Genomic DNA, 20,620 nt, shown 5'->3' with positions numbered 1-20,620 from the left:
GCCCCGTCCAGCCGAACCCGGCCCCCACGACCTCCGCCCTGGCCGAGCAGAAGACGGTCACCTTCGCGGCCCCCACGCCCGGCGCCTTCGGTGAGAACCGCACCCCGCGTTCGAGCTCCCGCAGGAGCAGCCGCGGCTCCGCTCCGGGCAACGGCGCCCCCTCCCGGCCCGACCCGKTGAGCGACCCGCTCGCCGGCCCCTACTCACGCGGCACCGGCCCGGCGACCTCCAGCGGCTCGATGCCCGCACTCGGCGCGACCGGCGGGCCCCTCGGCTCGGACCCCGGCGCCGCACCGCTCCCCCCGATGCCCCCGATGGGCCCCACGACCAGCGGCGGCTTCCCCGCGACGCCGAACGCCGGCAACCCGCTCGCCGCGCCGTACGGCGCCCCGCCCGAACCGCCCAGGCCCGCCGCCGACAATCCCTGGGCCCAGGCCACCGCTCCGGGCTCGGGAGGCTGGGCGGCCGCGAACACCGCCGACATACTCGACGACCCTGCGCCGTCCTACAACTCGTACCAGACGCCGGTGTACGGCGCCCCGCCCGCCGCCTCCTACGAGGTGAGCGCCGGCTGGGCCACCATCGACGACGACGCGCTCACCGGCCCCACACCGGCGGTCTCGACCCCGACGGGGCCCTCCCGCAGCGTCTCCGCCTATGACGACCGCACGGCCGAGGCCCGGCCGGGGGCCGCAGGCGGTTACGGCTACCAGCCCGACGGACGGCGCGCCACGCCGGCACCCCCCGCCGCCTGGTCCGAGCCCATCCCCGGCGCAGGCACGAGCTGGCCGACCTACGACGATCTTTACGGCACCGGTCCCGCCGGGACCGCCGCCACTCCCGAGGGACAGGACCGCGCCGGCTCCCGGGGCAACCACCACCGGGCACAGGAGCCGGACTACCCCGACTATTACCGCTGATTTCTTCCCGCCCTGCGTAAAGGCCTCCGATAACCGCTTAAGCGGAGAGGGGCACACAACATAAGGTCTGTCTCATGGGGACGGACACGAAGAGTTACAGACCGCTCGCGAAGAGTGGCATCACATCCGTGCTGCGGCATGACCTGCCCGCCTCCCTGGTGGTCTTCCTGGTGGCGGTGCCCCTCTCGCTGGGCATCGCCGTGGCCTCTGGGGCACCACTGGCGGCCGGGCTCATCGCAGCCGTGGTAGGCGGCCTGGTGGCGGGCGCCCTGGGCGGCGGGGCCGTCCAGGTGAGCGGTCCCGCAGCCGGGCTCTCACTGGTGGTGGCCGAGCTGGTTACGACATACGGCTGGCGCGCCACCTGCATGATCACCTTGATGGCGGGCGCCCTGCAGCTCCTTCTGGGACTGTTCCGGGTCGCCCGCGCGGCGCTGGCGGTCTCCCCCGCCGTGGTGCACGGCATGCTCGCGGGGGTCGGCGTGGTGATCGCCCTCTCCCAGTTGCACGTGGTGCTCGGCGGCAGCCCGCAGCGATCGGCGATCGGAAACCTGATCGAGCTGCCCCAGCAGATCATCCACAACCACAGCCACGCGGTCTTCGTCGGTCTGCTCACCATCGCGGTCCTGGTCGGCTGGACCCGGCTGCCGCAGCGGCTGCGGATCGTCCCGGCGCCGCTGGCGGCCCTGTTCGCCGCCTCGGCGACCGCCGGGGCCCTCGGCTGGGACGTCACCCGGGTCGACCTGTCGCAGAGCCTGAGCGAATGGGCCACGCCGATCTGGCCCAGAGGCGACTGGCACGGCATCATCGGGGCGGTGCTGCTGGTGGCGCTGCTGGCCGGGGTGGAGTCGCTGCTCTCCTCGGTGGCCACCGACAAGCTGCACGACGGCAAGCGGTCCGACCTGGACAGGGAGCTCACCGCCCAGGGCGTGGCCAACATGGTGACCGGCGCGCTGGGCGGCCTGCCCATCGCCGGGGTCATCGTGCGCAGCACCACCAACGTCCGCGCCGGGGCGCGCAGCCGCTGGTCGACGGTCCTGCACGGCCTGTGGATCCTGGTGTTCGCGGTCTGCCTGGGGTGGACGATCAAGTTGATCCCCATGGAGGCGCTGGCCGCCCTGCTGGTCTTCATCGGCGTCCAGATGGTCAACGTGGGGCACCTGCGCAACCTCCGCGGCCACGGCGAGATCCCGATATACGTCGTCACCATGGCCGGAGTGGTGCTGGTCGGCCTCGCCGAAGGCGTGCTGCTCGGCTTCGGCCTCGCCATGCTGTCGGCGCTGCGCCGCCTCACCTGGATCACCGTACGGGCCAAGCCCGAGTCCGACGGCCGCTGGCACGTGCTGATCGGCGGTTCCCTGACCTTCCTCGGCGTGCCGAGACTCACCTCGGAGCTGCGCGCCGTACCGGCCGGGGCCGCGGTGGAGCTGGACCTGAACATCGACTTCATGGACAACGCCGCCTTCGAGGCCATCCACACCTGGCGGCACGACCACGAACGCGGCGGCGGCACCGTCGACATCGACGAGATCCACGACGAGTGGTACGCCATGGCCGCCAGCGGGGCCCGGATGTTCCCGGCCAAGACGCCGCCGCGTGCGCCGGAGCGCTGGTGGCTGCCCTGGGCCCATCGGCGGCGGGGACGGCCCGCGCCCGCGAGCCCCCTGGTCCCCGCCCAGCACTCACCCGCGGAGGGCAGCCCCGCCGTGCCCGACCTGCTCGCCGGGGCACGGGAGTTCCACCGTCGCACGGCTCCGCTGATCCGCCCGTTCCTGCTGGCGATGGCCCGCAAGCAGGAGCCCTCCCATCTCTTCATCACCTGCGCGGACTCCCGGGTCGTGCCGAACCTGATCACCGCCAGCGGTCCCGGTGACCTGTTCACCGTCCGCAACATCGGCAACCTGGTGCCGCGCCTGGGGGCTGCGCCGCCGGACGACTCGGTGGCGGCGGCGATCGAGTACGCCACCGGCGCGCTCAACATCCGGACCATCACGGTCTGCGGCCACTCCGGCTGCGGCGCCATGGCCACGCTGCTGAGCGGCTACGAGAAGGCGGCGGAACTGCCCGCGCTCAGCCGCTGGCTGCACCACGGCAACCACAGTCTGGCCCGGTTCATCGCCACCGAGAGCGACGGCGCCGACGACGGCCCGCTGGACCGCCTCTGCAGGGTCAACGTGATCCAGCAACTGGAGAACCTGCGGACCTATCCCCAGGTGGACCGGCTCGTCCGGGCCGGACGCCTGCAACTGGTGGGCCTCTACTTCGACATCGGCACGGCCCGGGTCCACGTCCTCGAACAGCCGCCGCTCACGGCCAGTCCGCTCTGAGCGTACGGCTTGCGCCAAGGGTGAAAGCACGTTGTCCGCTGCCGGGGCGGACCGAAGAATGAGGCGCTATGAGAACTCTGGTCATCGGCGGTTCGGTCTTCCTCGGCCGGGCGATCGTCGAGGAGGCGCTGCGGCGCGGGCACGAGGTAACGACGTTCAACCGGGGCAGGAGCGGTGTCGACCTGCCCGGCGTCGAGGCGGTCAGGGGCGACCGCGAGGTCGCCGAGGATCTGGCACGCCTCACCGACGGCAGGCGGTGGGACATCGTCGTCGACGTCTGCGGCTACGTCCCCCGCGTCGTCGGCGAGTCGGTGCGCGCGCTCAACGGCAGGGCGGCCACCTACACCTTCATCTCCAGCATCTCGGCCTGCTCCGACTGGCCGGAGCCCGGGGCGGTCGACGAGAGCGCGCCCCGGTTCGAGTGCGCCCCGGACGCCGGTCCCGAGGACGGGGACTACGGCACGCTCAAGGCGGGCTGCGAACGCGCGGTGGAGCAGGGCTTCGACGGCAACGTCCTGATCATCGAGCCTGGCCTCCTGCTCGGCCCGCACGAGGACGTCGGCCGCCTGCCCTGGTGGCTCACCCGGATCGCCCGGGGCGGGCGGGTGCTCGCCCCCGGCGATCCGGACGTGGCGATGCAGGTCATCGACGTCCGCGACATCGCCGCCTTCACCCTGACCCAGGCGGAGGCCGGGGTGAACGACCGCTTCTTCACCAGCGGGGTGCAGGGCAACATCGCCTTCGGCGACTGGCTGGCCGAGTGCCGCGCGGTGACCGGATCGGACGCGGAGTTCGTCTGGGTGAAGGACCGGTTCCTGCTCGACCGGGAGATCCAGCCCTGGACCGAGCTGCCGCTCTGGGCCCCGCGGACCCCGGAGTTCGCCGGGCTCTGGCTGCCGTCGTCCGCCAAGGCCCACGCGGCGGGGCTGCGCTGCCGCCCCGTCGCCGAGACCGTCCGCGACACCTGGGCGTGGCTCCGCGAGATCCCGGTGGAGGAGCGTTCCTTCGGCCGGCACGGCATCGCCCCCGAGAAGGAGGCCGGAATCCTCGCCGAGTGGGCATAAAGCCTTTCACGGACATCCGGCTCGGCTCAGACGCGCACGGTCCCCCTCCCCAGGGCTTCCGCGACGGGGAGGGGGCGGCGTGAGGCAGACCGGCGCCTGTCCGGGCAGGCTCCCTGATCTCTCCGGCTCCGCCGGGGCATGAGACTCCGTCAGGGCACGGAGAAGCGGGCGACTGGCGTGGAGGCCGGCGATGACCGAATGGCATGACCTGCGGGAGGACCTGGTCGCGCAGGTGTGCGAGCGCGGGATCAGCCCGGCCGTGGCCGACGCGCTGCGGGCGGTGCCCCGGCACGTGTTCCTGCCGGAGGTCCCGGTGCACGCCGTGTACCGGGACGACGCCATCGTGACCAAGCGCGACGCGGAGGGCCGGCCGATCAGCTCGTCGTCACAGCCGGCGATCATGGCCCTGATGCTCGACCAGCTCGGCGTGGAGCCGGGCCAGCGGGTGCTGGAGATCGGGTCGGGGACGGGCTACAACGCCGCGCTGCTGTCCCACCTGGTGGGGCCGGGAGGTCAGGTCGTGAGCGTCGACATCGACGCCGACCTGGTCACACGGGCCCGTGACCACCTGGAGCGGGCCGGGCATCCCGAGGTGATGGTGGTGTGCGGGGACGGCGCGGAGGGGTTCGCGCCGCAAGCCCCCTACGACCGGGTGATCGCCACCGTCGGGGTATGGGACCTGGCCCCGGCCTGGCTGGACCAGCTCGGCCCCGGCGGGCGCGTCGTCGCCCCGCTGGATCTGCACGGGGTGCAGCGCTCGGTGGCCCTGGAGCGGGCGGGCGGGCACTGGAGGAGCCGGTCGGTGGTGCCCTGCGGGTTCATGCGGATGCGAGGTCCCTCCGCAGGCCCGGAGACGACCCGGGTGCTGGATCCCGGATCCGACCTCACGATCTCGTTGCCGGAGGGGGGCGGGATCGGCGATCTTCTGACGGCGCTCGACGGCCCGGTCACCGAGCTGTTCACCGAGGTGAACACCGGGCTCGCGCAGCTCGTCGACGGGCTGAGCCTGTGGCTGGCGGTGCGTGAACCCCGCTGGTGCACCCTGTCGGAGACACAGCCTGGACGGCTGGCGGCGGGCCCCCTCGACCTGCGGGGCCTCAAGACGCTCATCGGAATCGTCGAAGGCGACAGCCTCTGCGTGCTGGAGCCGGAAGCGTACGACACCCTCGTCGCGCGGGCCTTCGGGCCCGATGCGGCCAGGCTCGCCGGTGATCTCGCCACCCACATCGAGGCATGGGACAGGGCAGGACGTCCGATGACGGACGGACTGCGCGTCGACGCCCATGTCGGCGCCGTGCCCGTCGGCGGGCTGGCCATCCGCAAACGGCACACCACGCTCGCCCTGTCCTGGGACACCGGCTGAGCCCCGCGCCGAGCCCTCGTCCGGGAAGGGGCGGGTTGCGGCACGCACAGGCCGGGGCCGAGCGTGGCCTCCCGCATCCAGCCTCCCGGCCGTCCGGTAACCACGCAGATGCTGCGGATCCCCGCTGTCGGCATGTCCACAGGAGATCAGAGGCCGTCGGTTCACCGGTCTTCTCCCGCCGGAGACGATTGGTCCTCCTCTTGCGGGGAAGCGGGGGTGGGAACAGAAGGAGCTCCGCCATGACCGATGCTCTGCGCCTGCCGGTGAGGTCCGAGAACGCGACGCTGGTCCTGAGGCCCGAGGGAGAGCTGGATGTGAACACCGCGGCGCAGTTACAGTCGTGGCTGGACGACTACCTCGCCCGCGGCCCGCAGCCCGCGACCCTGGTGGACCTGTCCGGGCTGACCTTCGTCGACTCCCCCGGACTGGCCGCGCTGCTGGCGATGCGCCGGCGACTGACCGGCGAGGGCGCGGTCGTCGCCTACGCCGATCCGACCCCGCAGCCGGCGCGGCTGCTGCGCATCACGGGCCTGGCGGCCAACCTCCCGGTCTTCGACACTCTGCACGAGGCGCTGCGGTCGCTGGCCGCCCGCTGAGCCGCAGTGGCCGGCCACCCGCCGGGAGACGTGCCCCGGAGCCCATCCGGACCGCCGTCCCTGCCGGACGCCTCCCTGCCCCGTCAGGCCTCTCAGGCGGGAGCCGTGGACGGGTCCGGCGACCGCCCGCCGGCGCCGTACGCGCCGGAGGCCGGGTCAGGATCGGGAGCGCAGGAGGGTGACGGCGTCGGCGGCGGTGGGCTGGACGGTGAAGGCGTGGGCGAGCCCGGTCAGCCGGAAGATCCTGGTGAGCCGGGAGTTGAGGCCGGCCAGGGCGACGGCTCCGCCGCGCTCCTGCAGGAGTTTACGGATGGCCAGGAAGATCCTGATCCCGGTGGAATCACAGAAGTCCAGACCGGTCAGGTCCAGCACCAGATCCCGGTGGTCCGGGGTGAGAGCGGCCTGGATGTCGGCGCGCAGCTGCTCGGCGTTGGTGAAGTCGAGATCACCGGACAGGGCGATCACCGGCACCGGCGCCACAGCCTGCTGCGCACCGGTTTCAAGGGTGAATCGGACGGCAGCGGTCACCGGACATCTCTCCAATCAGGACGGGTGGGATGCCCAGGATGCCGCACCGATGCCGATCGCCGGCCTGTGGCGGCCCGCGGGACGTCCACGTCGCTCACCCGCTTCCTCACATCCCTCACTGCCGCTCACCGGCCCCTCCGGCAGGAAGACGATCAGAGCCGACGCGACCACGCTCATCCTACCGACGGCCCGCGACGGCCTCCCGCTCATCGCGTGAACCCGGCGACGGCGGCGGGCATGTACGGCCGGGGATGGGCCACGAGACCGCCTCCGGCTCTCCGGCGTGCGTCAGGAGATCCGTAACACTGATAGGAAGGGACACGCCTGCCCTGAAACCCGCAGGCGTAAGGAGCTCATCATGTTGTTCGGGGCCGGGCATGGCTCGGCGTTCACCATCTCGTGTGACCTTCACGAGAACGCGGCCGTGGTCCGCGTCGGCGGAGAGCTCGGGTTCCATTCAGCCCCGCTCTTACGGGAGCAGCTACGCCGCATCTGGGACGGGCCCGACAGTCCCTTCCTCGTCGTGGACCTGACGGAGGTCACCTTCTGCGATTCGGTCGGGCTGAGCGAGCTGGTCTCGGCCCTGCAGCACAGCGAGGCGACGGGCACCCGTTTCGTCCTCAGCGGCGTTCACGGGCCCCTGGCGCGCGTGCTGACGATCACCGGCCTCCGCAAGGCCTTCGAGATCCACCCCAGCTCCGATGACGCGCTGCGGCAGGCGGCCGAGGCCCGGCCGGATCTGCCCGGCGGCGGGCGCCCTCTGCCGTCGGATCCGGACGGCACACCGTCCTCGGCCGCCCACTGACCGCCTCCCGTACGGCGTCCGCACCGGAGGTGGCGGCTGTGGCGGACGGGCCGGGAACGGTCGTCGTGGCGCCCTGCCCGCCGGCCGCCGCGACGGCTGTAGGTCGTACGGTGCCCTTCCGCATCCGCGGGAGGCCCCGCGGATACCGTCTCAACAAAAAGAACGACCGATCGGTCTTATTGTGCTAGCGTTTCCCCATGCCAGACGGGAGAAAGCTGCGCGGCCAGCGCAGCCGCGAAGCGATCCTCGACCAGGCCGTCGCCCTGGCCTCCGTCGACGGCCTCGGCGGCCTCTCCCTGGGCCGCCTGGCCGAGGCCGCCGGCGTCAGCAAATCCGGGTTCTTCGCCCACTGGCGCGACAAGGAGCAGCTCCAGCTCGACTGCATCGACCGGGCCCGCCTCCTCTGGCTCGAGCGGGTGATCGCCCCAACCGCCACCACTCCCAGAGGCCTCAGGCGGCTGTTCGCCCTCCATGAGTCCCGCCTCGCCTTCTACGCCGACGGCGTGCTCCCCGGCGGCTGCTTCTTCTTCGTCGCCCAGGTCGAGTTCGACGACCGTCCCGGCCCGGTCAGGGACGGCGTCGCCGCCGCCATGGACGACTGGCTCGGCTACCTCGAACACCGGGTCCAGGACGCCGTCGACCTCGGCGAGCTGACCGCCGACCCGGCCCAGCTCGCCTACGAGATCGAGGCGCTGGGCGAGGCCGCCGTCACCCACGCCCGGCTGCGCGACAGCGACGCCGCCTACCGCCACGCCCGCAGAGCGGTCCTCGACCGGCTGCGCGCGCTCGCCACCGACCCTTCGATCCTCCCGGAGGACTGACCTTTGTCCCACACCCGTCCCGTCCAGGTGCACTTCGACGACCTCGACGCCATGGGCCTGCTGCACAACGCCCGCTACGGCGTGCTCGTCGAACGCGCCATCAGCGCCTTCTGGACCGAGCTCGGCTGGCACTTCGACCCGGCCCGATCCCGGTTCAAGGACGTCTTCCTCGCGGTCCGGGAGTTCCAGATCACCTACCACGTGCCGATCATGGGCGCGGGCGAGCCACTGGTGCACTTCTGGATGGAGCGCATGGGCAACACCAGCGGCGTCTACGGCTTCCGCGTCCTGTCTGCCGACGGCCAGACCGTGCACGCCGAGGGCCGCCGGGTGAACGTCAACCTCGACCCCGCCACGCTGCGGCCCACGCCGTTCAGCGAGGAGATCCGCGACGCCGCGAAGGCGCTGGCCGCGTGATCCGGTCGCGCTGGATCCCCGGCCCCGAGCCCCGCGGCGACGGCCCGGTCGTGGTCAGCCGCACCGACTTCCGCGTGCACCGGATCGTCGACCTGCCGCGGGCCTGCCTTGCGGGGTGGCGGCTGGGCGGGCTGTGGTCGGAGCTGGCGGGCGCGATCGGGGTGTGGCTCTGGGCCGACCTGCCGCGCCGCCGCATCGGGTCGGTGTCGGTGTGGCGGGCCGAGAGCGACCTGCGGGCGTTCGTCCGGCACCCGCTGCACGTCGAGATCATGCGCGCCTACCGCGACCGCGGCACGCTGACCTCCGCCACCTGGAACAGCCCCGCCGCCGCCGGCCGGTGATCCTGTCCGGCCGCAAGGGGGCACCTGTCGCCTCCTGTCCGGTGCCCGCCAGGCGAGCACCGGCCCGGTTCAGCGCTCCGGAGCCGATCCCCTAAAGTGTGCGGCCATGACCACACAGCCTTACCTGTCCGAACTGTTCTCTCTGGACGACCGGGTCGCCGTGGTGACCGGCGGGAGTTCCGGCATCGGCCGCGCCATAGCCGGGGCCCTCGCGCGCGCGGGGGCGAGGGTCGTGGTCGTCGCGCGCAAGGAGGCGGACCTGACCGCCACGGTCGACGAGCTGGCGGCCCACGGCTGCCGTGCGGCCTGGGTGAGCGCGGACCTGAGCACACGCGATGGCGTGCGGGTGGCGGCCGAGAAGGCGGTCGAGGCGTTCGGGGAGCCCGACATCCTCGTGAACAGCGCCGGGATCAACCTGCGCCCGCCGATGGCCGAGGTGGGCGATGACGTGTGGGACGTCACGATGGCGGTGAACCTGGAGGCGCCCTACCTGCTGGGACAGCGGTTCGGTCCCGGCATGGCGGAACGGGGATTCGGGCGGATCATTCACATCAGCTCCCAGCAGGCACACAGGGCGTTCGTCCAGAGCGGCGTCTACGGCGTCTCCAAGGGGGCGCTGGAGTCGCTGGCACGCTCACAGGCCGAGGCGTGGTCGTCGAGTGGCGTCACCTGCAACACGCTCGTGCCGGGATTCGTGATGACGCCGCTCAACGCACGGCTGTCGTCCGACCCCGAGAAGGTGGCGGCGCTGGCCGCTCGCACGATGGTCGGACGCAACGGTCTGGCCGAGGACTTCGCCGGCGCGGCGGTGTTCCTGGCCAGCCGCGCCTCCGGTTACGTCACCGGGCAGGCGATCTTCGTCGATGGCGGGTTCTCCACTCACTGAGTACTCGCTGAGTCCGCCGTGGAAGCACGGGAGAGCCTCGTGGCGTGGTGCGAACCGACCGGGACGCACATCCGCCGGAGGCTCTCCTCCCCCACCGGAACGCCTCCGGATCCGGATCCGCGTGGCTCGGGGATCGGATGACAGCAGCCGCGCGGCTCGGCCGGCACCACCGCACGCCGCAAGAACGGCTCGCAGGGGCAGCGGATCGGCATGAAGCCAGATGCGGGGCAGCGGGTGGGACGAGTCGAGACAGATGAGAGAACTCGTCCCACGGTGTCGGCTGGGGTGTCGGTCAGGCGCCGACGTAGGCCGCGAGATGCTCGCCGGTCAGGGTGGAACGGGCCGCCACGAGATCGGCCGGAGTGCCCTCGAACACGACCCGGCCACCGTCGTGACCGGCCCCCGGACCAAGATCGATGATCCAGTCGGCGTGCGCCATCACCGCCTGATGATGCTCCACCACGATCACCGACTTCCCCGAATCCACCAACCGGTCCARCAACCCCAGCAACTGCTCCACATCGGCCAGATGCAGACCGGTGGTCGGCTCGTCCAACACGTACACACCCCCCTTGTCGGCCATGTGCACCGCCAGCTTCAACCGCTGCCGCTCACCACCGGACAACGTGGTCAACGGCTGACCCAACCGCAGATACCCCAACCCGACATCGGCCAGCCGACCCAAGATCGCATGCGCGGCCGGCGTCCGCGCCGCCCCCGCACCGAAGAACCCCTCRGCCTCCGAAACCGACATCGCCAGCACCTCGCTGATGTCACGACCACCCARCCGATGCTCCAGCACCGAGGCCTGAAACCGCCTGCCCTCACACTCCTCACACACCGTCGCCACCCCGGCCATCATCGCCAGATCGGTGTACAGGACCCCCGCACCGTTGCAGTTCGGGCACGCCCCGGCCGAATTGGCGCTGAACAGCGCCGGCTTGACCCCGTTGGCCTTCGCGAACGCCTTACGGATCGGCTCCAGCAACCCGGTGTAGGTCGCCGGATTGCTGCGCCGCGAACCACGGATCGCCCCCTGGCCGACCGACACCACCCCCGCCCCCGCCGGGATCGACCCGTGCACCAGCGAACTCTTGCCCGACCCGGCCACCCCGGTGACCACCGCCAACACCCCCAGCGGGACATCGACATCGACCCCMCGCAGGTTGTGCGCCCGCGCCCCACGGATCTCCAGCACACCGGTAGGCGTGCGCACCACCGGCTTCAACGCGGCCCGATCATCGAAATGACGGCCGGTCAGCGTGCCGCCGGCCCGCAACCCCTCGACCGTGCCCTCGAAACAGACCGCGCCACCCGCCGTCCCRGCGCCCGGMCCCAGATCGACGACATGATCGGCGATCGCGATCGTCTCCGGCTTGTGCTCCACGACCAGCACCGTGTTGCCCTTGTCRCGCAACCGCAGCAGCARCCCGTTCATCCGCTGGATGTCATGCGGGTGCAGCCCCGTGGTGGGCTCGTCGAAGACATAGGTGACATCGGTCAGCGAGGAGCCCAGATGGCGCACCATCTTCACCCGCTGGGCCTCACCGCCCGACAGCGTGCCCGAGGGCCGATCCAGCGACAGATACCCCAGCCCGATCTCCACGAACGATTCCAGGGACTGCTGCAGCGTGGCCAGCAACGGCGCCACCGACGACTCCTGCAGCCCGCGCACCCAACCGGCCAGGTCACTGATCTGCATCGCACAGGCGTCGGCGATGTTGACGCCCGCGATCCGCGAGGAACGGGCCGCCTCGTTGAGCCGGGTACCGCCGCACTCGGGACAGGCGGTGAAGGTCACCGCCCGCTCCACGAACGCCCGGATGTGCGGCTGCAGCGCCTCCTTGTCCTTCGACAGCATCGACTTCTGGATCTTCGGAACCAGACCCTCATACGTCATGTTGATGTTCTCGACCTTCACCTTGGTCGGCTCGCGGTGGAGGAAGTCGCGGAGCTCGGCCTCGGTGTAGTCGCGGATCGGCTTGTCCGGGTCGAGGAAGCCCGACGCGGCGAAGATCCGCACCAGCCAGCCGTCCACGGTGTAGCCGGGGATGGTGATCGCGCCCTCGGCGAGCGACTTGCTCTCGTCGTAGAGCTGGGTCAGGTCGATGTCGGTCACGCTGCCCATGCCCTCGCAGCGCGGGCAGGCGCCGGCGGGCAGGTTGAAACTGTAGTGGAACGACGGCCCGGCACTCGGCTCGCCGAGCCGGCTGAAGACGATCCGCAGCATCGCGTTGACGTCGGTGGCGGTGCCGACGGTGGAGCGGGAGTTGGCGCCCATCCGCTCCTGGTCGACGATGATCGCCGTCGTCAGCCCTTCGAGGACGTCGACCTCCGGCCGCGCCAGCGTCGGCATGAAGCCCTGCACGAAGGCGCTGTAGGTCTCGTTGATCAGCCGCTGCGACTCCGCGGCGATCGTGCCGAACACCAGCGAGCTCTTGCCCGAACCGGAGACGCCGGTGAACACCGTCAGCCGGCGCTTCGGGATCTCGATGCTGACGTCCTTGAGGTTGTTCTCGCGCGCGCCCTGCACACGGATCAGATCGTGGCTGTCGGCGACATGCGACGCGGGCGACTGCGCGTCCGGACTCGTGGCCATGCTCATCGTGTCTCCATCCGTATATGTGGGGATGCGAGGCCTGAATATGTGTGACCTGCATATGTGAGGCCGCTTCCACGGTCTCCCTCGGCGTCGCCTCGCTCGATCTAACCAGCTTCGAGTAGTACGTCTGGTTTTCTTCCGTCGGCGCGGTCGCGGCAGCGGTCCGCCGTCCACCTGATCGGCCGTGCCGGCCGGTTCCGGGAAGCCCGACCTCCTTCGCGGCCGGCCGTCGGTTGACGGCCCGCCGCTCTCACGGGCGGCGGGCCTCGGCGTGTCGTCACCGCCGCCCCGGTGCCGCGGCCTCGAGGTCGTCGACACTGCCGGACATGATCGTGCGGATGTGCTCGGTGATGTGCTGCAGCGGCCAGTCCCACCAGGCCAGGGCCAGGAGGCGGTCGATGTCGGCATCGCTGTGGCGGCGGCGGACATGATCGTGCGGATGTGCTCGGTGATGTGCTGCAGCGGCCAGTCCCACCAGGCCAGGGCCAGGAGGCGGTCGATGTCGGCATCGCTGTGGCGGCGGCGGATGAGCCTGGCCGGGTTGCCGCCGACGATGCCGTAGTCGGGGACGTCGTCGACGACGACGGAGCCGGAGGCGATGATCGCTCCGTGGCCGATGCGGACTCCGGGCATCACCATGGCCCGGTATCCGAACCAGACGTCGTTGCCGACCACGGTGTCACCCCGTCCGGGCAGGCCGGCGATGAGATCGAAGTGCTCGGCCCAGGAACCACCCATGATCGGGAAAGGGAACGTCGAGGGGCCGTCCATGCGGTGATTGGCGCCGTTCATGATGAACCGCACGCCCTCGCCCAGCGCGCAGAACTTCCCGATGACCAGCTTTTCGGGCCCATAGTGATACAGGACGTTGCGGGTCGCGAAGGCGGTCGGATCATCCGGGTCGTCGTAGTAGGTGAACTCCCCGACCTCGATCAGCGGCGAGGTGATCAGTGGCTTCAGCAGAACCACCCGCGGTTGCTCGGGCATGGGATGCACCACGGTCGGGTCGGCGGGAACGGATGGCTTCACGGATCGTTTCCTCTCAGCCTGCGGCGTGCCGCAGGGAACTCCTGCCGGCGGGCAGGTTCTTGCGGGCCTCACGGGACGTCAGGACCCGGCGGCGGACGCCGGAACTGCCGGAAGCGCGCTCTCCGGCCAGGACGCGGAGCAGGGTGCTCTCGCCGGGTCCGTTCTCACCGACGATCCCCGTGCGCTCACCCCCGGCGAGCGAGCACGTCACCGAGTCAAGGACGGGCCTGCCGTTGCAGGACTCGCCGACGGCGGGCGCGGTGGTCTGTGCAGGCATGCGGGCACTCCGAAGCATTCGAGGACGGGGCGGCCGTCAAGGGCCGCGCGGCCGGGGGAACGCTTCGGAAGAGCATCGATATCTCCACTAGTGCGACAACTGCTGCATTAAGATGCTGTCATGACGCCGCCTGCCGAGCAACCGGATTCCCGGCGATGACTCCCGCGGATCCACCGCCAGAAGGCCCCCGGTCGGTGCCGCCGGCCCGGCGCCGCCCCGGCGGCCGTACCGCCCGCATCCGCGCGCAGGTACTCGACGCGGTCCGCGCCGAGCTTGGGGAACACGGCTACGACGGGCTCACCATGGACGCCGTCGCCGCCCGCGCGGGCGTGCACCGCGCAACGGTGTACCGGCGCTGGGGCGACGTCGGCGGCCTGCTCGCCGACGTCCTGGACGCGGCGAGCGACGACGACTGGCAGCCCCCGGACACCGGCTCCCTGCAGAGCGACCTGGCCGCGCTGAACCACGAGATCCAGGCGGCCCTGACCGCACAGCCGCCGATCGTCGCGTCCCTGATCGCCGCCTCGTTCCGCTCCGAGCAAGCCGACCACGCCCAGCGGCGGCTCTGGGAGGACCGGTACGCCCGCTGCGAGATCATCGTCAGCCGAGCCGTCCGGCGCGACGAACTCCCGCCGCGCACCGACGCGCGCCGGCTGCTCATCGCCGCCACCGCGCCGCTCTACCACCAGCTGGTGCTTCTCCGTACGCCACCCGACCCGCACCTGCCCGGCCACGCGGCCAGGACCGCCGCCCTCGCCGCATCCGCCGGCGCCTTCGCCACACCCCCACCGGCCGGCGACACCTGACGGGACCGCCTCCGGGGTCGAGCAACCCGAGGACGGCCGTTGGCGCCGAAAATGATCATGGATGTTCGAGCTGGTCCAGGAAGCCCCTTTTCGGCAAGGCCCTGGACCTCAGGGCGAACCATGGGCGCATATCGTTATCCGAACTGGCCGGGCTGGTAGTCGCCGGCGGGCTGCTGGACGATGACGTTCACCCGGTTGAAGGCATTGATGAGGGCGATGAGCGACACCAAGGCGGCGAGCTGCTCCTCGTCATAGTGCTTGGCGGCATTCGCCCAGGCCTCGTCCGTGACACCACCGGCCGCGTCGGCGATGCGGGTGCCCTGCTCGGTCAGCTCCAGGGCGGCGCGCTCGGCCTCGGTGAACACCTTGGCCTCCCGCCAGGCCGCGATCAGGTTGAGGCGCACCGAGGTCTCCCCGGCGTGCACGGCTTCCTTGGTGTGCATGTCGGTGCAGAAGCCGCAGCCGTTGATCTGACTGGCGCGGATGTTCACCAGCTCCTGCGTCGCGGCCGGCAGCGTCGAGTCCGCGACCACCTTGCTCGCCGAGATGAAGTGCTTCAAGAACTTGCCTGCGGCCGGGTTGCCGGAGAAGTTCAAACGTGCGTCCATGGCGCATTCCTCTGCCGTTGCTGATGGGTACACCTCTTTGACCGAATGACCCGGTGAGATGTGACAGGAACGAATGTGACGTGCGTCTCCCCTGTCGCACCACGGCAGCGACCGCCTACGACTGTCGCACCACGGCAACGACCGCCTATGACGAAGTCCGGGATCGCCGCCGAGACGTCGCTCCCGCTCATCACGACCGACCGGTGCAGCCGGCCCGTACAGTGGTCGTCGTTCTGGACGTCCTGGAGCGGAGCCGCCGAGACCGTGGGACTACCGGGGGTCCCGGTAGTAATGAAGAAATTGCGAGCCAGGTCGGAGTCGGCGGGCAGCGGCCGGTGCGCGGTCATGTCGGTGCGCAGGATAGTGGCCAGGATCAACGCGTCCTGCTCGTCGGACTTCTTGCGCGCGACTCCATGTCGGTCTCGATAGCGCGAGACCGCGTACGGGTTGATGGCGAACACCTGCCGTCCGGTCGCGCGTAGACAGGCCACCAGTAGGCCGTACGGTTTTTCGATCGCGACCGGAATCGGGTCGTCCGGGTGGTCGCCGACGCCTGCCAGCAACTCCGGTAAGGCCCGCAGACCGTCGGCGTCGTTGCTGATGCGGGCCTTTGCTACCCGGGCACCGGTGTCGTCGACGATGGCGATGTCGTGGTGGTGTTCGGCCCGGTCGATCCCGCAAAACAGCTTCGTCAATGTTCCTCCCAGGACAAGCAGTCGGTCATCGGTGCAGCTCACAACCACAGCGGAGACGCGCGGCCCGCTAATCGGAGGACTCGCCGGTCCGACATCCGATCAGCCGTTCGCGACCCCGGCGATCCACGCGGCCTCCTTCTGCCGCAAGAGCTCTTGGGCTCGGCCGCGTTTGGGAGGTCGGCCCCGCAGACGGGCTCGAACCACGAACACCACGCTCGTCGAAAAGCCGTAGTCATGACGGAAGAACGCCAGGAGGGCCGGTCTGGGGACAGCTTCGGGAGAAGGACGCCGAGACGGGGGACGGCGGCCGCTGTCAGCGGCCGCACGTCACGTCCCCTTCTGCACGCGCGGCGTGGCATGGGAGGGTCAGTGTCGCCGCTGGGCGCGTGTCCGAGCATCCGTCAGGCTCGATGCCGAGGGCCGACGGAGGAGACCTGCGACGGCGATCGCCCCAGCCCGTACGGAGGCCGGCCCCCTGCCAGCGGTCGGCACGGCCTCTGCCATCTTCGGCGGATGTCCAGGAAACGTTTCGAAGCGAAACGTTTCCGCTCGCGTCCGAGTGACGGCCGGTGAGCGATGTGGACATGATGACCGCGATCGTGCTGGAGCAATCGGGCGTCAACCGCGAGCAGCCCGGGCCGGCGAATCGACCGCGCTGCCCGGCCCGCGCGTCAGCCCTTCCTGACCTCCTCGCTCACCTGGGCCGGTGAGGTGCGCCAGGGAGCGCCGTGGCCCGGAAGCACCCAGGATGCCGACAGCCCGGCGAGCCGGTCCAGGGAGGACAGGGCTTCGGCTGGGGCGTCGGTGAAGGGCGCGGGCTGCGGGCCCTTGCGCCCCGTGAGAACGTGCCGCGTGGTCAGGGCGTCGCCGACGAAGACCGCGTCGGCGAGCGAGACATGCACCGCCACGCTTCCCGGTGAGTGCCCCGGCAGGCCCACGATCACCGGCTTGCCGGGCAGGTCCAAGACGTCGCCGTCGCCGATCTCGGTGACCTCGCTGACGTAGCGGGTGCGCAGGCCGTTCTTGCGGAGGGAGTAGCCGAAGAAGCCGAGCGTCGGGCCCAGGCGCATGGGCCCGAGCGCGGTCTTGGGCTTCTCTCCCGTGCGGGTGCGGACCGCGTCGGCGGCATGCACGAACACCGGAACGCCGTGTTCGCTGCGCAGGCGTTCGGCGAAACCGATGTGGTCGGAGTCACCGTGGGTCAGGACGAGTCCGCGGATGTCGGCGGCGGATTTGCCCAGCACCTGGAGTTCGCGCTGCAGATCCCGCCAGTGGCCGGGCAGTCCGGCGTCGATGAGCGTTATGCCCTCGGCGGTGTCGATGAGGTAGCACGCTACGACATCGTTACCGAGCCGATGCAGATGGGGTGCGAGTTTCATGAGAGCTCTTTCGGGGTCTAAACGGTTGAACGACAAGCTGCGGGCGAGGGGACGGTTGTGATCGCTAGACCATCAGGTCGTGCAGAGCGGTGATGACGCCGCGGCCGGTGGGGGTGGTGAAGTCGCGCACCATGCTCGTGACGAAGCTCGCCACCGAGGTCACCGTGCCGCCCGCTGCCTCGATCTGGCGGAGTGCCGCGTTCTCCGTACGCTCCGACATGCCGCCGCTCGCGTCGACCAGAACGAGCACGTCATAGCCGTCGGCCAGGGCGTCGAGTGCGGTGTGCAGAACCACGATCTCCGAGGTCACGCCGCAGATGGTCAGCGTTTTGCGGGCCTCGGCGGCGATCGCTTCGCGCCATGCCTCATCCTCCCAGCAGGACGGTCCGCTGCGCACGAACGGGAGCGTTTCGGGAAGTTCGGCGATCACGCCGGGCCCACCGGGCCGGGGTGCGACCGACACGGTGAACGGGATGTCCAGCGCCTGCGCGACCTTGCCGAGCACCCCGGCCGAGCGTCTGATGGTCTCGGGGCTGTTCGTCCTGCTCAGGGTCACGATGCTGTCCTGCAGGTCGGCGAAGACGATCTGTATGGCGCGGTGATCGAGCATCGATCTCATCTCTAATCGTTTATACTGTGAATGATTTAAGGACGGTATCATGCCAAACATGAACGATGCCAAATGGACCGAAACCCTCAGCTTCCGGCTCAGCACCCTGGGCGTACTGGTCGCCGATCAGTACGCGGAAGCTCTGGCCGTCCACGATCTGAAGCCCAAGCACGTTGGCCTGCTGGAAGTCCTCGGCTCGGGGCTGGCCGGCTCGCAGCTCGAGATCGCCAAGCTGATGCGAGTGGCGCCCAGCCTCGTGGTGTCCCTCGCCGACCACCTCGAGTCCATGGGCGCTATCGAGCGGCTCCGCGACCCGGCCGACCGTCGCCGCCAGATTCTGAGCCTCACCAGCGAGGGGCGCGACCTCCTCGCGGAATGTACTGCCAAGGCGCTCGTTCTCGACGCGAAAGTCGCCGCCGAGCTCACCTCGTCCCAGCACGCCGCGCTCAGTGAGGCGCTCGGCCGCCTGGCGGCGTCCTACGGTCTGCCTGTGCGTAAATGATCAGATGGGGTACGGCACGCCGTCGCCGGCATGTGACGGCGTTCGGCGGCGGTACCGGCTGGGCGCCCGCACCATGCTGCCAACCCGTGCCCAGGTCGCCCTGCGCCGCAACCACGACGCGGCCGCCGAAGCCCTGTGCAAGATGTTCACCGAACTGCTCAGTTCGGCGTGCATAGGACATCTGCTCCGGCAGGTGATCCAAGATCCATCGCCCGTTCGGCGGGATCTGCACGGGCGAGTACTGGAGGAACCGCTGACCGGCGGGTGAGCCGGACGTCGCCGGGCCATCGCATCCGCCGGGCCGCCCCCTCACCGCTCGGGCGGTGGCGCGGCGTCCCGTTCTGGGCAAACTCCGCCGCTGTCCCCGCCGCGCCACGGCACTCGTGCAGACCATCCTCATCCTCGAAGCGGACTACTACTCAAGATGAGAAGAGAGCTCATCGTGTCGGTGGGTACTGCGAGCATGACGGGATGATCGCGCCCCCTGATGACTACTCCCGGTTCCCCGCCGAGCACCTCCCCGATCTGGGGGGTGCCTACTGCTTCACCTACGTCCGCGGCCTGACGCCTGAGGAACTGGTGGCCCGGCTCGGCGTCCGGGTTGAAGACTGCTCTCACATGACGCTTGATGAGCTGACGGAGACCGCCTACTCCAGCTACGACGGGAAGAACATGTTCTTCGGCGCCGTCGCCGTCGGAGACTGGGTGCTCCTCGTCGAGGCCAACGGCTCGCTCGGCGTCACCGACGAGATCATCGTGCCGCTGTCGGCGGGCACCCGCCTCGTCTCCCACTTCTACCTCGACATCAAGGACATGGACTACTTCCACTGGCTCGAAGACGGAAAGACCCGATTCGAGTACCTGAACCAGGACGGCTACTCCCACTGGATCAAAAACGGAAAGATCCAGCCTGAGTTCCCGCACCGGGAAGGCTACTCAGAGGAGATGCCGGACGAACTCGCACAGACCATGGAGCGGATCGACTCCCTCTACCCACCACACACCTACCCCAACGAAGGACCCGCGTTCCTCCTGGCCGAGCGCCTCACCGGGATCACGATGACGCCGCAGCTGCTGGGGGAGTCCACCTACCTGTGCGGAGCCGTTCCCAACCCGAGGTGAGCAGAACCCGCCGTCCGCAACCCCCGCGGGTTGACCGCAGCCGGTGGATCACCTTGGGGTGGCCTGGGCGGCGAGCCAGGTAATCGCGCGGCGCTGTCGGTAGGGCACGGCCGTCGCATCCGCTTTGGTGTGACCGTCGGCGGTCACACCGGGGCAGAGTTGATCACAGAAGGTGGCGTAAATGTCAGTGGCATCTGAGGCTGTTACGCACAGCGCATAGTTGGGCTCGGACCGTCACTGTGATGGGAAGTGATGCCTTCAGCTGCCCGGTGGAGTTGCAGGCCCGCGCGACGGGCCTGGCCCAACGCTTTCCCCCGTCTGAGGAGGCATCCGCCGGCGCCCCGTTGGTCTACCTCTGCCCGTGCCCAGTTTTTGAGGTGTGCAGTGGGCGGCGCCGACTACAGGATGTACTCCTCCATCAGCTCGGCAAGGTGGACGATGGCGGGCCAGGTGGTGGCGATCGTTGTGTGGGCACGGAAACGCCGCTGCGCATGGACGTACATGGCCCAGTCGGCCGGGTTGTCGCCGTCTTGGAGGAAGGCAGGAACGATCTCCAGGGAGGCTGGATCGGAGCAGGTCCAGGTCCGGCACCATCCCCGGCAGCGACAAGGAGCATCAGGAGGTCTGGGGGCTCCCCCCTGAACGTGGACACCGAATTCAGGCGGCGAGCTTCAAGCTACCTGCAGCTTTCTCGTAATCGACCGGGCTGATCTGGCCGAGGCGGGAATGCCGCCTGACCGTGTTGTATCGGGTGATCCAGCCGAACACGGCCAGGCGGGCTGCTCGGGCATCGGGCCAGTGGCGCGCCCCCTGCAGGATCTCGCGTTTGAGGGTCGCGTTGAACGACTCGGCCGCCGCGTTGTCGGCGCTGGTTCCGACCTCCCCGCGCGAGCGGGTGACCCCCAGCCTGTGACAAGCCCCCGCG

At 70.2% G+C, this 20,620-nt stretch carries 21 protein-coding genes and 3 pseudogenes; 14 read left to right on the top strand and 10 right to left on the bottom strand.

All coding sequences use genetic code 11. The annotated features are described in order from the left end of the window. The 5 genes and pseudogenes from CA984_RS46510 to CA984_RS46505 form a co-directional block, all read left to right on the top strand. Positions 1-920: pseudogene (locus tag CA984_RS46510) on the top strand (hypothetical protein); the annotation flags it as partial. Between the two features lie 74 nt (positions 921-994). After that, positions 995-3,244 (top strand): SulP family inorganic anion transporter, encoded by a 2,250-nt coding sequence (locus CA984_RS29470; RefSeq protein ID WP_086576773.1) that lies wholly within the window; start codon positions 995-997, stop codon positions 3,242-3,244. 68 nt (positions 3,245-3,312) lie between these two features. After that, complete coding sequence (locus CA984_RS29465) at positions 3,313-4,308, top strand: NAD-dependent epimerase/dehydratase family protein (RefSeq protein ID WP_086576772.1); 996 nt, start codon at positions 3,313-3,315, stop codon at positions 4,306-4,308. Between the two features lie 190 nt (positions 4,309-4,498). Next, complete coding sequence (gene fxlM, locus CA984_RS29460) at positions 4,499-5,671, top strand: methyltransferase, FxLD system (RefSeq protein WP_086576771.1); 1,173 nt, start codon at positions 4,499-4,501, stop codon at positions 5,669-5,671. Positions 5,672-5,910: 239 nt separating this feature from the next. Beyond that, positions 5,911-6,267 (top strand): STAS domain-containing protein, encoded by a 357-nt coding sequence (locus CA984_RS46505; RefSeq protein ID WP_086576770.1) that lies wholly within the window; start codon positions 5,911-5,913, stop codon positions 6,265-6,267. A 156-nt stretch (positions 6,268-6,423) separates the two neighbouring features. Here CA984_RS46505 and CA984_RS29450 read toward each other — a convergent pair whose 3' ends face one another. Further along, positions 6,424-6,795 (bottom strand): STAS domain-containing protein, encoded by a 372-nt coding sequence (locus CA984_RS29450; protein WP_086576769.1) that lies wholly within the window; start codon positions 6,793-6,795, stop codon positions 6,424-6,426. Positions 6,796-7,153: 358 nt separating this feature from the next. On the opposite strand from CA984_RS29450, the gene CA984_RS29445 reads away from it, so the two are divergent. The 5 genes from CA984_RS29445 to CA984_RS29425 all read left to right on the top strand — a co-directional run bounded on the left by CA984_RS29445 (position 7,154) and on the right by CA984_RS29425 (position 10,065). After that, positions 7,154-7,600 (top strand): STAS domain-containing protein, encoded by a 447-nt coding sequence (locus CA984_RS29445; protein WP_086576768.1) that lies wholly within the window; start codon positions 7,154-7,156, stop codon positions 7,598-7,600. Positions 7,601-7,797: 197 nt separating this feature from the next. Continuing rightward, complete coding sequence (locus CA984_RS29440) at positions 7,798-8,421, top strand: TetR/AcrR family transcriptional regulator (protein WP_086576767.1); 624 nt, start codon at positions 7,798-7,800, stop codon at positions 8,419-8,421. A 3-nt stretch (positions 8,422-8,424) separates the two neighbouring features. Then, complete coding sequence (locus tag CA984_RS29435; protein ID WP_086576766.1) at positions 8,425-8,838, top strand: acyl-CoA thioesterase; 414 nt, start codon at positions 8,425-8,427, stop codon at positions 8,836-8,838. Next, positions 8,835-9,179 carry a hypothetical protein gene (locus CA984_RS29430; protein WP_086576765.1) on the top strand — a complete coding sequence of 115 codons (345 nt, stop codon included), beginning with the start codon at positions 8,835-8,837 and terminating at the stop codon, positions 9,177-9,179. Before CA984_RS29435 ends, CA984_RS29430 begins: the two co-directional genes overlap by 4 nt. A gap of 106 nt (positions 9,180-9,285) precedes the next feature. After that, positions 9,286-10,065, top strand: coding sequence for an SDR family NAD(P)-dependent oxidoreductase (locus tag CA984_RS29425; RefSeq protein WP_086576764.1), 780 nt, complete (start codon positions 9,286-9,288; stop codon positions 10,063-10,065). 292 nt (positions 10,066-10,357) lie between these two features. Here CA984_RS29425 and CA984_RS29420 read toward each other — a convergent pair whose 3' ends face one another. From CA984_RS29420 to CA984_RS49075, 3 genes and pseudogenes are all read right to left on the bottom strand, one after another. After that, positions 10,358-12,670: an ATP-binding cassette domain-containing protein gene (locus CA984_RS29420; RefSeq protein ID WP_086576775.1), complete on the bottom strand. Its 2,313-nt coding sequence runs from the start codon at positions 12,668-12,670 to the stop codon at positions 10,358-10,360. Between the two features lie 447 nt (positions 12,671-13,117). Next, positions 13,118-13,654 (bottom strand): annotated as a pseudogene (locus CA984_RS49360) (CatB-related O-acetyltransferase); the annotation flags it as partial. A 55-nt stretch (positions 13,655-13,709) separates the two neighbouring features. Next, positions 13,710-13,973, bottom strand: coding sequence for an ATP-binding cassette domain-containing protein (locus CA984_RS49075; RefSeq protein WP_086576763.1), 264 nt, complete (start codon positions 13,971-13,973; stop codon positions 13,710-13,712). A gap of 194 nt (positions 13,974-14,167) precedes the next feature. Here CA984_RS49075 and CA984_RS29405 point away from each other — a divergent pair, with 194 nt between their 5' ends. Then, entirely contained in the window at positions 14,168-14,779 is a 612-nt protein-coding gene (locus CA984_RS29405; RefSeq protein WP_242676241.1) for a TetR/AcrR family transcriptional regulator, read from the top strand. Between the two features lie 134 nt (positions 14,780-14,913). Here CA984_RS29405 and CA984_RS29400 read toward each other — a convergent pair whose 3' ends face one another. The 4 genes and pseudogenes from CA984_RS29400 to CA984_RS29385 all read right to left on the bottom strand — a co-directional run bounded on the left by CA984_RS29400 (position 14,914) and on the right by CA984_RS29385 (position 18,071). Then, on the bottom strand, positions 14,914-15,387 hold the full coding sequence (locus CA984_RS29400) for a carboxymuconolactone decarboxylase family protein (protein WP_086576761.1): 474 nt from the start codon (positions 15,385-15,387) through the stop codon (positions 14,914-14,916). A 302-nt stretch (positions 15,388-15,689) separates the two neighbouring features. Continuing rightward, a pseudogene (locus tag CA984_RS48240) lies at positions 15,690-16,094 on the bottom strand (IS110 family transposase); the annotation flags it as partial. A gap of 659 nt (positions 16,095-16,753) precedes the next feature. Further along, complete coding sequence (locus CA984_RS29390) at positions 16,754-17,461, bottom strand: MBL fold metallo-hydrolase (RefSeq protein WP_086576760.1); 708 nt, start codon at positions 17,459-17,461, stop codon at positions 16,754-16,756. A 64-nt stretch (positions 17,462-17,525) separates the two neighbouring features. Next, the gene (locus CA984_RS29385) at positions 17,526-18,071 is read right to left on the bottom strand and encodes an isochorismatase family protein (protein WP_207621089.1); all 546 of its coding nucleotides are present in this window, start codon (positions 18,069-18,071) and stop codon (positions 17,526-17,528) included. 58 nt (positions 18,072-18,129) lie between these two features. Between CA984_RS29385 and CA984_RS29380 the strand changes: the two genes are divergently transcribed. From CA984_RS29380 to CA984_RS29370, 3 genes are all read left to right on the top strand, one after another. Further along, complete coding sequence (locus CA984_RS29380; RefSeq protein WP_242676240.1) at positions 18,130-18,573, top strand: MarR family winged helix-turn-helix transcriptional regulator; 444 nt, start codon at positions 18,130-18,132, stop codon at positions 18,571-18,573. A gap of 73 nt (positions 18,574-18,646) precedes the next feature. Continuing rightward, positions 18,647-18,841 (top strand): hypothetical protein, encoded by a 195-nt coding sequence (locus CA984_RS29375; RefSeq protein WP_165781460.1) that lies wholly within the window; start codon positions 18,647-18,649, stop codon positions 18,839-18,841. 203 nt (positions 18,842-19,044) lie between these two features. Beyond that, positions 19,045-19,695 carry a DUF6461 domain-containing protein gene (locus CA984_RS29370; protein WP_086576757.1) on the top strand — a complete coding sequence of 217 codons (651 nt, stop codon included), beginning with the start codon at positions 19,045-19,047 and terminating at the stop codon, positions 19,693-19,695. A 398-nt stretch (positions 19,696-20,093) separates the two neighbouring features. Here CA984_RS29370 and CA984_RS29365 read toward each other — a convergent pair whose 3' ends face one another. After that, on the bottom strand, positions 20,094-20,252 hold the full coding sequence (locus CA984_RS29365) for an RNaseH domain-containing protein (protein ID WP_086576756.1): 159 nt from the start codon (positions 20,250-20,252) through the stop codon (positions 20,094-20,096). 100 nt (positions 20,253-20,352) lie between these two features. After that, positions 20,353-20,620, bottom strand: a 268-nt coding sequence (locus CA984_RS29360; protein ID WP_133061787.1) for an integrase core domain-containing protein, incomplete at its 5' end; no start/stop codon positions are given.

The sequence above is a fragment of the Streptosporangium minutum genome, from assembly GCF_002149035.1.
Classification (GTDB): domain Bacteria; phylum Actinomycetota; class Actinomycetes; order Streptosporangiales; family Streptosporangiaceae; genus Streptosporangium; species Streptosporangium minutum.
This window is presented reverse-complemented; position numbering and strand designations above follow the sequence as displayed.

Coding starts and splice junctions, on each gene's coding strand:
- CA984_RS29370 (WP_086576757.1), top strand. CDS start 19,045: ATGATCGCGCCCCCTGATGACTACTCCCGGTTCCCCGCCGAGCACCTC.
- CA984_RS29425 (WP_086576764.1), top strand. CDS start 9,286: ATGACCACACAGCCTTACCTGTCCGAACTGTTCTCTCTGGACGACCGG.
- CA984_RS29470 (WP_086576773.1), top strand. CDS start 995: ATGGGGACGGACACGAAGAGTTACAGACCGCTCGCGAAGAGTGGCATC.
- CA984_RS29445 (WP_086576768.1), top strand. CDS start 7,154: ATGTTGTTCGGGGCCGGGCATGGCTCGGCGTTCACCATCTCGTGTGAC.
- CA984_RS46505 (WP_086576770.1), top strand. CDS start 5,911: ATGACCGATGCTCTGCGCCTGCCGGTGAGGTCCGAGAACGCGACGCTG.
- CA984_RS29400 (WP_086576761.1), bottom strand. CDS start 15,387: ATGGACGCACGTTTGAACTTCTCCGGCAACCCGGCCGCAGGCAAGTTC.
- CA984_RS49075 (WP_086576763.1), bottom strand. CDS start 13,973: ATGCCTGCACAGACCACCGCGCCCGCCGTCGGCGAGTCCTGCAACGGC.
- CA984_RS29385 (WP_207621089.1), bottom strand. CDS start 18,071: ATGCTCGATCACCGCGCCATACAGATCGTCTTCGCCGACCTGCAGGAC.
- CA984_RS29440 (WP_086576767.1), top strand. CDS start 7,798: ATGCCAGACGGGAGAAAGCTGCGCGGCCAGCGCAGCCGCGAAGCGATC.
- CA984_RS29465 (WP_086576772.1), top strand. CDS start 3,313: ATGAGAACTCTGGTCATCGGCGGTTCGGTCTTCCTCGGCCGGGCGATC.
- CA984_RS29380 (WP_242676240.1), top strand. CDS start 18,130: ATGAACGATGCCAAATGGACCGAAACCCTCAGCTTCCGGCTCAGCACC.
- fxlM (WP_086576771.1), top strand. CDS start 4,499: ATGACCGAATGGCATGACCTGCGGGAGGACCTGGTCGCGCAGGTGTGC.
- CA984_RS29390 (WP_086576760.1), bottom strand. CDS start 17,461: ATGAAACTCGCACCCCATCTGCATCGGCTCGGTAACGATGTCGTAGCG.
- CA984_RS29375 (WP_165781460.1), top strand. CDS start 18,647: ATGCTGCCAACCCGTGCCCAGGTCGCCCTGCGCCGCAACCACGACGCG.